The organism is Hyphomicrobium sp. (assembly GCF_019744875.1).
GTDB lineage: Bacteria > Pseudomonadota > Alphaproteobacteria > Rhizobiales > Hyphomicrobiaceae > Hyphomicrobium_C.
Genome location: NZ_JAIETU010000016.1, coordinates 1 through 14,122, shown reverse-complemented (window position 1 = coordinate 14,122; position 14,122 = coordinate 1). Strand labels below are relative to the sequence as shown.

The 14,122-nt window shown below is 57.4% G+C and carries 9 protein-coding genes; 7 read left to right on the top strand and 2 right to left on the bottom strand.

Annotated features, from left to right (window positions below):
* Together K2Y42_RS19625 and K2Y42_RS19620 are read right to left on the bottom strand one after the other, a co-directional pair.
* The coding region (locus K2Y42_RS19625; protein ID WP_291155974.1) for a hypothetical protein at positions 1 to 503 on the bottom strand (503 nt) is incomplete at its 3' end.
* Positions 496 to 912: a DUF6884 domain-containing protein gene (locus K2Y42_RS19620; RefSeq protein WP_291155971.1), complete on the bottom strand. Its 417-nt coding sequence runs from the start codon at positions 910 to 912 to the stop codon at positions 496 to 498. The genes K2Y42_RS19620 and K2Y42_RS19625, both read right to left, overlap by 8 nt.
* 168 nt (positions 913 to 1,080) lie before the next feature.
* Here K2Y42_RS19620 and K2Y42_RS19615 point away from each other — a divergent pair, with 168 nt between their 5' ends.
* The 7 genes from K2Y42_RS19615 to K2Y42_RS19585 form a co-directional block, all read left to right on the top strand.
* Positions 1,081 to 1,983 carry a WYL domain-containing protein gene (locus K2Y42_RS19615; RefSeq protein ID WP_291155970.1) on the top strand — a complete coding sequence of 301 codons (903 nt, stop codon included), beginning with the start codon at positions 1,081 to 1,083 and terminating at the stop codon, positions 1,981 to 1,983.
* Positions 1,984 to 2,496, top strand: a complete 513-nt coding sequence (brxF, locus tag K2Y42_RS19610; protein WP_291155967.1) for a BREX-3 system P-loop-containing protein BrxF — start codon at positions 1,984 to 1,986, stop codon at positions 2,494 to 2,496.
* Complete coding sequence (locus tag K2Y42_RS19605; RefSeq protein WP_291155965.1) at positions 2,493 to 6,182, top strand: DUF6079 family protein; 3,690 nt, start codon at positions 2,493 to 2,495, stop codon at positions 6,180 to 6,182. Before brxF ends, K2Y42_RS19605 begins: the two co-directional genes overlap by 4 nt.
* Positions 6,183 to 6,193: 11 nt before the next feature.
* Positions 6,194 to 9,037 carry a DNA methyltransferase gene (locus K2Y42_RS19600; protein WP_291155963.1) on the top strand — a complete coding sequence of 948 codons (2,844 nt, stop codon included), beginning with the start codon at positions 6,194 to 6,196 and terminating at the stop codon, positions 9,035 to 9,037.
* A gap of 8 nt (positions 9,038 to 9,045) precedes the next feature.
* Positions 9,046 to 11,865 (top strand): helicase-related protein, encoded by a 2,820-nt coding sequence (locus tag K2Y42_RS19595; RefSeq protein WP_291155959.1) that lies wholly within the window; start codon positions 9,046 to 9,048, stop codon positions 11,863 to 11,865.
* Positions 11,862 to 13,916 (top strand): BREX-3 system phosphatase PglZ, encoded by a 2,055-nt coding sequence (gene pglZ, locus K2Y42_RS19590; RefSeq protein ID WP_291155957.1) that lies wholly within the window; start codon positions 11,862 to 11,864, stop codon positions 13,914 to 13,916. Before K2Y42_RS19595 ends, pglZ begins: the two co-directional genes overlap by 4 nt.
* Positions 13,913 to 14,122: hypothetical protein (locus K2Y42_RS19585; RefSeq protein WP_291155954.1), on the top strand; the 210-nt coding region annotated here is incomplete at its 3' end. The genes pglZ and K2Y42_RS19585, both read left to right, overlap by 4 nt.

Genomic DNA, 14,122 nt, shown 5'->3' with positions numbered 1-14,122 from the left:
GAAGGGCCACAGTGTTCGCACCGTGAAATCGTAGCGATCATCCTGGCTTCGAGTTCGAGGCGCTTGTCTTTCTCGTCCAGGCGGAATACCGCGAAGTGAAAGCGCTTCTGTATGACACCGGTAACCATGTGCTCGACCGCAGACTGCTTGGCTCGGTCGATCGCCGGCCCATGCGTTCTCTTGGCTTCGCTCGTGGTTAAGTCAATCTCCCATTGGGTGAGGAACGGGTCTTTGTCGCGATTCAGCAATGCGCGGCCGATGTTCTTTCGAAAGATGCTGCGGTCCTTCTGTTCATTGACGAAGTGCTGCTTCAGCCTGGACCGGAGTTGATTCTTCCCCGTGTGGGTACCGACGCGGACAATTCGATTCGCGCCATGGGCTGTCTCGCCCGCCTCATACAGCACGTAGATTCCGTTCAGCGGTATTGCGGAATCCTCGAACGGGAAACTGAATACGGGGTACTGCTGGAATTCGCGGTGCAATCTGGCGCACAAGTCACTCATGGACCCGCTCGCTCAGGAATTGCAGTTGCCTGCCGATGGTCAGGCCCTCCATGGGTACCTCGTAGGAGGCAAGCCGCGGGACGAGAAATTGCCGGTATTTCAGGCCCGCCAGGAACACGAAGTGGTCCCTGCTCAGGTCGGCGCGCTGTTTGATTTGTTCCAGCACCTGTTCCGCCCAGGCTTGCACCTGGCGGGTGGCCATATCGTTCAGGGTGAGGTTGTACGGCTCGACTTCGGTATTCAAGTCGAGCAAGCCGTACTTGGCCGACAGGATGTAGATCGCGTCGGGCTGAAGCTTTCGGGCGTATTGAAGGTTCAACCGGAAGAGGGGGCTGACGTAGAGATCCTGGGCGTTTGCCGGGTGTGGGAGTTTCTTGCTCACGCACGAAATCAGGACAATCTTTTTCAATAGCTTTCCTCCCTGAACCACCCCGTCCCAAGCCATCCCAATCGGAGGCCGCGCAGCTGGGGGGCGCATGGTCGCTTAATCGTAGCAGAATTGTTATCATGACGATACGGTTGGAGGATCTTGTGCCCCGAGAGCGGATGCTCTGTGCAGATGTCTAGGTTGAACCCGATGCCGGCGAAGTTGAAAGACGTACCCCCGTCTCAGGTCGAGAGGCTCTCGTTTATCGAGGCCAGGCTCTATTTTCTTGGCGAGCTGAGAAGGGCGGACGTTGCCAAGCGGTTTTCACGGGCCTCGATCCAGGCCAGCCGGGATTTGGCGCTTTACAAGGAGCTCGCGCCGGGAAATCTGGCCTATGACTTTCAGGCCAAGACGTACCTGCCGGGGGAGAAGTTCAAGCTGATATTTGGCCGGACGCCGGAGCGGGTGATGTACTGGCTGCGGTCGGGTTTGGGAGACGGCTTGCCGCATCCGCAAGGGCTGCCGACAGCCGCCGTCGAGAGCCTGAGCCAGCCGCGGCTCGGTGAGTTGGCGGTGGTAACGCGGGCGATCTATCGCAGGCAGATTTTGGAGGTGACGTACGTGTCGTTGAGCAGCGGGAACACGCGCAGACAGATCGTGCCCCACGCCTTGGTCGATAACGGCCAGCGCTGGCACGTGCGCGCCTATGACCGTAACAACAGCCGGTTTTCCGACTTCGTTATCACGCGTCTATCGAAGGCCGTCGTGATTGACGCGGGTGATGCGGCGCGCCACGAGCGAGGAGAGGCGGACGAGCAGTGGAACCGCACTGTGGAACTCAAGTTAATCCCTCATCCGAATCTCAAACACAAGGGCGCGGTGGAGGCCGACTACGGAATGAGGTCGGGGGCACTATTGGTCAAGTGCCGCGCGGCCGTGGCGGGCTACGCGTTGCGTCGGTGGGGAGTCGATTGCTCCCAGGACCACTGCTTGAGCGAGACTGAATTCCAATTGGCACTCGCGAACCATCAGGTGCTTGCATCGATAGATAGTTCCGCGTTGGCGCCGGGACGGGAACGTCAGGCTGCCTCCCGCAACGAGGGAGTGCGCTAGGTGCCGTCATCCCTATCTCCCCAGATCGAAGACATGCTGCCGAGGACGCGGGATGCCTATTACAGACTTGTTCTGGCTGTAGGGCCTGCCCGCACCGGGAAGACTGCTGCACTGATCGACCTTGCCAAGCGCCACAATTGGCCACGGCTAAACGTCAATCTTCGTCTATCGCAAAGTCTTCTCGACTTGACGCACCGCCAGCGCGCCGCCCGCGTTGCAGCGATTCTTGATGACTTGATCCGCGAAGAAAACTCAGAAGTGGTTCTCCTCGACAACATCGAATTGCTTTTTGCAGAGGAACTGGCGCAGGACCCGCTACGGCTTCTCCAATCCCTTTCTCGGAACCGTGCGATCGTCGCTGCATGGCCGGGGAATTTCGATGGCGCGTCGCTGACCTATGCCGAGCCCGGCCATCCGGAAGCACGGCGGTATCAAACACCGCAAGCAGTCATCGTGCAATCCGCTGAGGCCAATCAAACCGAGGCGGGATCGCCCGTGGAGGAACAAAAATGAAATACTCCGAACTTATCCAGTTTGAGGCGATTGAGTCTGTTGTCCAACTCCGGGAGGCGGACTCTGCCAAGGATGCACGGCGGCTAGTTGAGACATTCGTCATTTCCGACCGCATGGCCGAACTGCTCGGCGAGCTTGTGTTTCCTCAACTGCAGTTCAGCAAGCCCGCAGACAACAAAGGCATTCTCGTCGTCGGAAATTACGGAACGGGTAAATCTCACCTGATGGCCGTCATTTCCGCAGTGGCCGAGCACGCGGACCTCGCATCATGTTTGACCAGCGCCAAGGTTGCCGAACGAGCTGCCGATATATCCGGCCGGTTTCGCGTCATCCGAGCCGAGATCGGCTCAACCACGATGTCGCTCCGCGACATCATTTGTTCGGTCCTGGAAGACGGACTGACGCGCCTTGGCGTTACCTATGCATTCCCCTCAACTGACGATCGCCACGAGAACAAGTCTGCTTTCCAGGAAATGATGGCGGCGTTTCAGGCAGTCAATCCGGATCGCGGCCTGATACTGGTTGTGGACGAACTTCTCGACTACCTGCGTTCGCGTGCCGACCAGGCATTAAGCCTAGACCTGTCTTTCCTGCGTGAGCTTGGCGAGGTCTGCAAGGGAACCAGATTCCGCTTCATTGCCGGTGTGCAGGAGAGCCTGTTTGACAATCCGCGCTTTCAATTCGTTGCCGACACATTACGTCGTGTGAAGGACCGATTCGAACAGGTTCGTATTGCACGCGATGATGTCGCATTTGTCGTTGCAGAGCGCCTCTTGAAGAAGAACGCCAAGCAGCAGGCGTTAATCCGTGAGCACCTGAAGCAGTTCGCACCCCTCTATGGCTCGATGAACGAAAGGATGGAGGAGTTCGTGCGGCTCTTTCCTGTCCATCCGGCATATCTCGATACGTTCGAGCGTGTCTTTGTCGCTGAGAAGCGTGAGGTACTGAAGACGCTCAGCACTGCAATTCGCCGCATCATCGATCTCGACGTTCCGGCGAACGACACCGGCTTGATTGCCTATGACTCCTATTGGGGCGTGCTGCGGGACAATCCTTCGTTCCGGTCCGACCCCGCCATCAAGGAAGTCATCGATCGCAGCGCTGTCCTCGACGCGCGCATCCATCAAGCTTTCACGCGTCCGCAGTACAAGCCCGCCGCGATTCGAATCGTGCATGCGCTGTCAGTTCACCGCCTGACGACTGCGGACATCTATGCCCCGCTCGGGGCGACGGCGGAGGAGTTGAGAGACGATTTGTGCCTCATGCTTCCGGTGCCTGAGAAGGAGGCAGCGTTTCTTCGAACACTCGTCGAGACGGTGTTGAAAGAGGTCCTGCGCACGGTGAGCGGCCAGTTCCTGAGTTTCAATAAGGAAAATGGGCAGTATTTTCTCGACCTGAAGAAGGATGTCGATTTCGACTCCCTCATCGAGAAACGTGCTGAGACCCTCAGCGATGCGCAGCTGGATAGATACTATTTTGACGCTTTGCGGCGTGTCGTTCTCGAAGATCCGGATGCTCCGCCCTACGTTGCGGGATATCGCATTTGGGAACACGAGACCGAGTGGCGCGAACGCCGCGCTGGCCGGAGCGGTTACCTCTTCTTCGGCGCTCCAAACGAGCGCTCGACCGCGCAGCCGACGCGTGACTTCTATCTGTATTTCCTTCAACCGTTCGATGCACCGTACTTTAAGGACGAGAAGAAGGCCGACGAGGTCTTTTTCAAGCTGAAGGATCGGGACGATACCTTCGATCGCACGTTGCGACTCTATGCAGGCGCGCGCGAACAGGCCGCAGCCGCATCCGGCAGTAACAAGAAGATCTACGAGGATAAGGCTGGCGACCATCTTCGGACCCTCACGTCTTGGCTCCGGGAGCACATGCCGACGGCCGTCGAGGTCGTACATCAGGGGCGTTCGAAGACCTTGCTGGAAGTGGTTCGCGGCAAGCTGCCGCCGAACGCGACGGTCAAGGATTACGTCAATACCGCCGGCTCGGCGCTGTTGGCGCCACATTTTGCCGATAGAAGTCCGGAATACCCGATCTTCAGCGTGCTGGTCACACGGCAGAATCGTGATCAGTCTGCGCAAGAGGCATTGCGATGGATTGCCGGTGGTGTGAAGAGCAAGCAGGGCACGGCAATTCTGGATGCGTTAGAACTGCTGGAAGGTGAAACGCTCAAGCCGCGTGATTCCCGCTATGGCAAGCACGTGCTCGATGCCCTGAGCCAGAAAAGCCAGGGCCAGGTGCTCAATCGATCCGAGTTGGTTGCATCCGAGGCCGGTGTCGACTACTGGACCAAGTTTCGCATTGAGCCCGAGTTTCTCAGCGTCGTACTCGCTGCCCTGGTTCACAGCGGAGACATTGTCCTCAGTCTTGCTGGAAAGAAGATCGACGCCGCTGGCATCGACCAGTTCGCCAAGATCGGGATTGTTGAGATCACCGAGTTCAAGCATATCGATCGCCCGCGCGATCTGCCGCTCGGCCCGCTCCAGGACTTGTGCGACCTGCTGGACGTGCCCAAGGGGCTCATCGTTAACCCGGCAAATCGCGACGACGGGGTGGCCAAGATTCAGCAGCGGGCGAGCGAGCTGCTTGGCAAGGTTGTCGCCGCACAGGCGCGAATTCCTGAGTTGATTTTCTGGGGTCGTCCTGTTCTTTCGGAGCAGGAGCAGAAGGACTGGAAGGATCGACTCGGCAGCCTCAAAGCGTTCCTCGAATCGCTTCAGCCTTTCAATACGGCTGGCAAGTTGAAGAACTTTCCGCACGACTCCGCCGCGGTGCTTGGGCAAAAACCGGCGATCGACCTCTCCCGGGAAGTCGACGAACTGGCCGGACTGCTTCAGCAAACCAATCCGCTGACGTCATACCTTGGCAAGGCCGAGGCGCTCCTCGATGCCAGTCATCCATGGCAGGACACAGTCCGCACGGCGCGCGCTGATCTCATGGGCAAGATCGCCAGCCCCAAACAACGGTCCGGGGCCGATTTCAAACGGCTTCTGACCCAGACCTTGGCCGATCTGAAGGCCAAGTACCAGGACGCCTATCTGGCCGGCCATGAGCGCGCCCGCCTCGGTGCGAACGACGACAAACGAAAGGCCAGTCTCGCCAAGGACCCGCGTCTGGCCCAGCTGCAGAAGATTGCCGGGGTCGAAATGATGCCGACGCCGCAACTGCGCGATTTCGAGAACAAACTGTTTTCGCTGAAGACTTGCTTTCAACTTGGCCGTCCGGACCTGGAAAGCGATCCCATGTGTCCGCATTGCGGTTTCCGGCCAGCAGAGGAACCCGCAGGTGGCCCAGCCGCGAAGAAGACGCTGACCGATCTCGACGAGGTACTGGACTCTCTTGTTCGGGGATGGACGGAGACCCTGCGTACCAACCTTGAAGATCCCACCGTGTCGGGCAATATCAAGTTGATCAGTGATGCCACTGGTAAGCGTGAGCTGCAAGCGCTCCTGAAAAGCAAAGAACTTCCCGATCCGGTCAGCCCGGCTTTCGTGAAAGCGTTGCAGGAGGTTCTGAGCGGCTTACAGCCGGTAACGTTCGGCAGTGGCGATCTTCAAACAGCACTTTCGGACGGGGGGTTGCCTTGTACCGTAACCGATCTGCGTGAGCGCTTCGACCGCTATGTCGCCAACCTGACCAAGGGCAAGGATGCGACCAAGGTCCGCATCCTGATTGAGTGAGGACAACGGACGTGGCTCGAAAGCGCAAATCAGACAATATCGGTGAACTCTTCATTGAAGGGGGCGGACAGCTTCGCCTTGTCGAGAAGTCCGTCGAACAAGAAATCTTGGAAAAGGGCAAGATCGAATGCCTTGGCCTGACGTTTGATAGCGAAGACGAGCGACGCACCCACTTTTTCCAGAAGCTGCGCGAGAAGCTCGCCGACCCTGAATTCCGTAAGACACCAGGATTTCCGAAGGGAGCCGATGAAGACATCATCCGGATGTCGGACCCACCTTGGTACACGGCCTGTCCGAATCCTTTTCTCGCCGATTTCGTGCGTGTTTACGGAAAACCCTACGATCCTAAGGAGCGCTATGAGCGTGACCCTTTCGCCGTCGACACAAGCGTTGGGAAGACGGACTCGCTTTATAAAGCGCATGGATACCACACCAAGGTGCCGCACCTTGCGATCGTCCCGTCGATTCTTCACTACACAGATCCCGGCGACATCGTACTCGATGGGTTTGCCGGATCAGGGATGACTGGCGTCGCAGCCCAATGGTGCGGTTCCGCTCCGGTGGAGTTCCGCAAACAGCTTGAGGCGGAGTGGTCGCAGCAGGGATTGTCGAAACCTAAATGGGGGCCACGTCGGGTAATTCTGAACGACTTAGGTCCGGCCGCGAGCTTCATTTCGGCCAATTACACCTTGCCATTCGACAACATGGCATTCGCCAAAGCAGCGCAGCGCATTCTTTCCGAAACTGAGAAAGAGCTCGGCTGGATGTACGAAACGCTTCACACCGACAGGAAAACAAAGGGGCGGATTAATTTTACGGTTTGGAGCGAGGTGTTTACATGCCCTGAGTGCGCAGGTGAACTCAATTTCGTGGACGAAGCGCTTCAGGTCGAATCTAAGAAGACCTTAGACTCGTTCCCATGTCCGCATTGTAATGCCACGCTCACTAAGGACAAGCTTCAAAGGGTGTTTGAGTCCTCGATTGACGCAGTGACTGGCCAACCTCATCAGCAATCGAAATTTCAAGCGGTATTCCTAAATTATTCAGTAGGGAAAAATAGCTTTCAAAAGAAACTTGATGCAGCAGATTTTTCTCTAATTGAAAAGATACGATCTCTGCCAATGCCAGCAGAGATGCCGGCAAAGCCGTTTCCGTTTGATGATATGTGGGAAATTCCTCGACTTCGCTCAAGAGGAATAACCGCGACACACCATCTTTTCTTGAGCAGACAGGCACATGCTCTCGCCGTACTGTGGCGCAAAGCTTCAATCCTGACGGACGTTCGACTCCGTAACCAGGTACTGTTTTTCATCGAGCAGGCGATCTGGGGTATGTCAATACTAAACAGATATAGCCCCTCACACTTCTCGCAGGTGAACCGCGCTTTGACAGGTGCCTACTACGCCGCTTCACAGATCTCTGAGGTCAGCCCTTGGTATATCTTGAACGGCAAGCTTGCGCGTCTCGCAAAGCAAGCGTTTGTCCGTAAATTTGCTTTCGACTCTTACTCTGTAGTTTCAACTGGTACGTGTGCCAATTTGGCGCTGCCAGGTGAATCCGTTGACTACATATTTACCGATCCGCCATTTGGGGACAACTATCCGTACGCGGAACTTAATTTTCTGGTGGAGGCGTGGCATCACGTATTCACAGATTCTGAGCCGGAAGCAATTGTGGATCGCTCAAAAGCCAATGCCGCATCCCAAAAGAGCGTTAATGACTATCAAGACCTAATGAAGCAGTGCTTTTGCGAATACTTTCGATTATTAAAACCAGGTAGGTGGATTACCATCGTTTTTAGCAATTCTCGCAATTCGGTATGGCGAGCTATTCAAGAAGCGCTTGGCACTGCGGGTTTCGTCGTCGCCGACGTTCGCACTCTAGACAAGCAGCAGCTCTCCTTCAAGCAGGTCACCAGTGCAGCGGTCAAGCAGGACCTGGTTATCTCAGCGTACAAGCCTACTAAGGCTTTGACTGAGCGATTCGCGTTGGGCACATCGTCGGGGGAAGGCGCTTGGGCCTTCGTAACCGAACACCTTGGCCACGTACCTGTCTTCTCTAGCGTCGATAAAGTTGCGGATGTTATCGCCGAACGCACGGCGCAGGTACTCCATGATCGCATGGTCGCATTTCATGTTCAGCGCCAGCTATCCGTTCCGCTCTCGACTGCCGAGTTTTTGACTGGATTGAACCAACGCTATCCAGAGCGGGACGGCATGTATTTTTTGCCGACGCAAGTCGCCGAGTACGACCGCAAGCGCAACACTGCTGCTGAACTTCGACAGCTGAGCTTGTTTGTCACCGACGAAGCGAGCGCGATTCAGTGGGTTCGGCGTGAGCTGGAGCAAAAGCCACGCAGCTTCCAGGATCTCCAACCCGCGTTTATGCGAGAAATCCAGAACTGGGCGAAACACGAAAAAACGGTCGAGCTCAAAGAGATTCTTCGTCAGAACTGCATTTACTACGACGGAAGCGGGCCTGTTCCAAGTCAAATTCACTCGTACCTGTCTACGAACTTCAAGGAGCTTCGCAATCTCACGAAGGACGATCCGGCCCTGATCACCAAGGCGGCGGATCGTTGGTATTTTCCGGATCCGGGCAAACAGGTCGATCTGGACAAAATTCGTGAAAAGTCGCTGCTCAGCGAATTCGAGCAGTACAAAGCTTCGAAGGAACGCAAACTGAAACTGTTCCGCACCGAAGCGGTACGCGCCGGTTTCAAGGCCGCGTATGAGGCGCAGGACTACAAGACCATTGTCGGCGTGGCAGCGAAGCTCCCAGAGAATGTGCTGCAAGAGGACGAGAAGCTGCTGATGTACTACGACGTGGCGAGCATGCGTCTCGGTGATGAGTGAGGGTATGCATGCAAGCCGGCGAATGGTGGCACAGCACTGACCATGACGAACCTTGCCGCGTTGTCGATGTCGACACGCTGTGGGGTCAGGCGACATGCTTGGTTTGGCTGCCGCGCCGGGGTACGGCGGTTAGGGTTCTCCAGAAGCGCCTTGTCCCGCTAAAGGCGGGTGAGCATCATCTGCTGCAGCGCCTATCCTACGTGAGCGCGGCTGCACGTATTGCCGATGCCCTGGAGCGTGACGAACTCGTCGCGCCACTGGAAGGGACGGTCATTCCCCTGCCTCACCAGTTGCTCGCATTACAGCGGGCAATCTCTGGCGATCGCATTCGTTATTTGCTTGCCGACGAAGTCGGGCTTGGCAAGACGATCGAGGCAGGGCTGATCTTGCGTGAGCTGAAGATACGAGGACTTGTTCGCAGGATTCTTGTTGTTGCCCCGGCAGGATTGGTCCTGCAGTGGCAGTCGGAAATGAAGACACACTTCGGCGAGGATTTCCGGCTCATCCTTCCCGGTACCTTCGCCGCACTCCGCCAGGCCGGGGCCGTCGGCGAGGACGAAAACCTCTGGCGAATGCAGCATCAGGTCATCTGCACGGTCGACTCGGTGAAGCCCATGGACACGCGGCGCGGCTGGAGCCAGGATCAGATTGCCCGCTATAACCGAGAAAGGTTCGAAGACCTTGTTTCGGCGGGATGGGATTTAATTATTGTCGACGAAGCGCATCGCCTTGGCGGTAGTACCGAGCAGGTTGCCCGGTTCAAACTGGGAGACGCGCTTTCACAGGCGGCACCTTACCTCCTGCTCCTATCGGCCACGCCACACCAAGGCAAGTCGGATGCCTTCCGCAGGTTGATTGGGTTTCTTGATCCCGACGCGCTTCCTGGAGACGACGCGATTACACGCGAAGCGGTCGCCCCCTTCGTCATCAGGACCGAGAAACGCCGCGCCATCGACGCCAACGAAAACCCGCTATTCAAGCCACGCTTCACTCAGCTGGTGCCGATTGAGTGGGGGAGTGCGCATACGGAACAGCGGGCGCTTTACGATGCAGTGACTGAGTATGTCCGCGACGGATACAACCGTGCCATCAAGGAGAAGCAGACCGCCGTCGGATTTCTGATGATCCTTATGCAGCGGCTGATCACTTCGAGCACGGCCGCCATCCGCACCGCGCTGGAGCGCAGACTCACGGTGCTGGAGTTGCCCCAAGGCCAGCTTTCCTTGTTCCCCGAGGATGTGGGCGAGGATTGGTCGTCGCTGGATGGCCAGCAGCAATTCGACACCATCCTGAGGACCCGCCTGAAGGGTCTCAAAGACGAACGCAAGGAGGTGGAGCTTCTGCTCTCCGCAGCCCGGCGCTGCGAGGCCGAGGGGCCGGACGTCAAGGCTGAAGCGCTGCTCGACCGCATTCAGCTGCAGCAGCGCGAGGAAAACGATCCGACGCTGAAGGTGCTGATCTTCACGGAATTCATACCCACGCAGGCGATGCTTGCCAACTTTCTCGAGCATCGCGGCTTCACCGTCGTGTCACTCAATGGCAGTATGGATTTGGAAGAACGGCGCCAAGCGCAGCGGCGCTTCGCGGGTGACGCCCAGATTCTCCTTTCCACAGACGCTGGTGGCGAAGGCCTGAACCTGCAGTTCTGCCACGTGATCGTGAACTACGATCTCCCGTGGAATCCGATGAAGATCGAACAACGCATAGGTCGTGTTGACCGCATCGGACAGAAGCACATTGTGCGCGCGATGAACTTCGCGCTTGAGGGAACCGTCGAGCTTCGCGTCCGCGAGGTTCTTGAACAGAAGTTGGCACGAATTCTCGAAGAGTTTGGCGTGGACAAACTTGCCGATGTGCTCGATTCCGAGGAAGGTGGCGTTCCTTTCGAGGAGTTGTTTGCTCAGGCGATCGTTGCGCCAGAGGATGCCGAGCGGCGGGCGTCCGCCCTGGCCGACGACATTCGTCGCCGTGCCGAGGAGGCTCGTGCAGGTTCCAGACTGCTCAGTGCAACGGAAAGACTGGACGCGTCTGCAGCGAAGAAAATCGCAACCCACCAGATGCCATATTGGACCGAGAGGCTGACCCTCGGCTTCCTGCGCAGCCAGGAGTCCGCTGGTGCGACTGTCAAAACGGCGGCCGTTGGCTACGATCTTCGTTGGCCCAACGGCGACACATGCACCGCAGCAGTCTTCAGCCGTGATGACGCAGATAGGGCAGGGGTGACTCTGATTTCTCTGGAAGACGAGCGCGTACGCGGGCTGACAACCAATCTACCTGTTTTCGCACCGGGTCAACCGATACCCTCGATCGTCATCCCTGACGTCTCAGACAAGACGAGCGGAGTCTGGTCCTTGTGGCGGATCAGCCTGCATAGCGCGGGAGGGCGCGAGCAGCGCTTCGTCGCGCTTTTCCTGACCGAGGATGGGCGAGTGTTCGGCCCGACAGCGCGTGCCGTCTGGGAGCGCTTGATCGATCTGCCCAGCGGCTTGAGCCAGGCAGGCGACGAATTGTCCGGGAAGCTGGCAGTCGACGCCTTTGATACCAGTCGCAAGGCTGCAGAAGAACACGGCACGGCGATCTTTGAAGAACTGGCGACCGCGCATCAACTGAGCATCGTTCGTGAACGCAAGAAAGGCGTACATGCATACGCATCCCGTCGTCGCGCAATAGAGAGGCTGGGGTTACCTCAGGTTCGGGCTCACCGGCTCCGGCTGGTGGCCGACGAGGAACAGGCATGGTCCGGAGAACTAGCAGCACGAGAAGCAGCGCTCCCTGATCTCGCTGCGATCCTCATGGTCCGTGTGGCTTCTACGGGAAAAATCGCATGAGCAATTCAATGCCCACGGGCACATGGCGCGATCCCATTTTGGCCCAGTTCAGTCGCGACATCGCCAGCGTCGCTCGGCTGACCGTGGTGGCAGATCCCGACGAGCTGCTGACCGAGCAGGGTGTCGTTGACGGCATTCGTCAACGTGGCTTCGAAATCGTCCCATTCGAAGACCACGTCGCCTTTCGCTACGCTTATGAACGTCGCTTTCGGGAAGTCTGGGATAACGGTAACCGCACCAATCTCGTCGTTGTTTTGCGGGCGACCCGATCCGACATTACCGGCCTTCCTTTTGATCTCCTTCAACAGGCAGAGCGCGATCGCCGGATTCTCTCATTCAGCCTTGCGGAATTGTTCCCCTCGCTCGCTCCCCATGTTCTTTCAGAACTGGATCGTGGAGAACTCGACGCCGTGTCTACCGCACAGCAACTCTTCAAGCCTGAGCCAATGGGCGAGAACGCTACGCGGGACTTTTTGCTGCGGAACGTGTTTCGCCTTGACCCCGCGCAGATCCAAAGCGATGCGGAACTCCTCCGGGCGCTTCTTCGACGGCACTACAGTGGGAAGCTGATCCCCAAGTCGCTGGACGAGCGCCTGATCCAACTGTTGCGCTTGGCAGGACGATGGGGGGACTGGCCACTCGATCAGATTGTCGCAAGCCGCGCCAATTTCCTTGAATTCTTGCAGGAGAGATGGCCGATCTTCCTGAATCAGACACTTGCCGCCCAAGCGCATGAAATGCGACAGGAGGTTGAGCCCTACGGACTTAAATTTTCAGGCCCGCTACACCTTCCGTTCGATCACGATGATGTTCGGGTCTATATCGACAATCTCTTCACCGACGGCCTGCTGATTCCCACAAGCGGTGTTTCCCGGTCGCTTTTTCAAGGAACGTGGATAGCTGTCGGCGTGGCCAGTTCTGAGGCCGCCGACCATGTTGCCCGCTTCCGCAAGCTCCTGCAGCTCTCGGATTCCACCAGCCCCTCTGCGAACAGCGATCACCAGACCTGGGTTCAGGCAGCAACCCGATGGGCCGAAGTGGTGGCACTACGCTGGGCATTGCCGGGGGACTTGGCGGTAGAAGACAAGGATCGCTTCCAGAAGGCACACCAACTGATAGAGCAGGGCTTTCAAGAATGGATGGTTTTGCACTTTGCCTCCCTGCACAGCCTTTCGTTCTTGCCGCGGCCCGTGATGCTTCACCAGATTCCGAGGTACATGGCTCATCGTCTCGCGATGAAGGGAAGCTCGCCGAAGCTGGCCGTAGTTGTGATCGATGGTCTGGCTATGGACCAGTGGGCGGTTGTCCGCCAGGAAATGCCCCCCGGTAAATGGATCACAGAGGAATTCGGATTGTTTGCGTGGGTACCGACATTGACGTCCATCTCCCGGCAATCAATTTTTGCAGGTGATCCTCCATTCTTCTTTGGGGAGAGCCTCGATACCACACGCAAGGAAGAACAGCACTGGACCCGCTTCTGGGAGGATCGGGGCTTCCGGAAAGGCGATGCCGTCTATGCCTGTCAGGGCACGCTCGAAGACGATGATGTTTTTATCGGAAGGATCAAGGAGAAGGTCGTACAGCCGCGCTGCAGAGTTGCGGGAATCGTGGTCGGCACTATCGATCAGATGCTGCACGGGATCGTCACGGGAACCGACGGTATGCACGCCGGGGTCCGGCATTGGGCGAAGCGGGGCGCGCTTTGGCGTCTCCTTGATACGCTGATCGAGTCCGGCTTTGAAGTGGTGTTGACGGCCGATCATGGGAACGTCGAGGGCATTGGCATCGGCAAGCCCAACGTCGGCGTGACCGCGGACGAGCGGGGCGAACGTGTCCATGTGTTCCCGGATGCATTGTTGCGATCGAATGTTGCCGCCAAGTACCCAGGGGCACTTGAGTGGCCAAGCATTGGCCTACCCGAAGAGTATTTCGCCCTCATTGCCCCACCGCTGCAGGCTTTTATTGGTGAGGGAAAGCGCACTGTGGCTCACGGGGGAATCTGTATAGAAGAGGCCATCGTGCCATTCATCACCGTGGCGAAATCCGAATGAGAATTTCCACCGAAACAAAAATCTGGTTCGATCGGACAATTCGTTCGGAATGGTTGGATGCGGCGGCTGCACGAGTGGTCCATGGAGAGTCGCCGGACAAAACCAGAAAGTTTCTCTGGGATTTTCTGGAGGACGTGGAACCGGGAACAACTAACAACAGCGGGCGCGGCAAGACACTTACGGTAATTACTCGAATTTGGGTATCT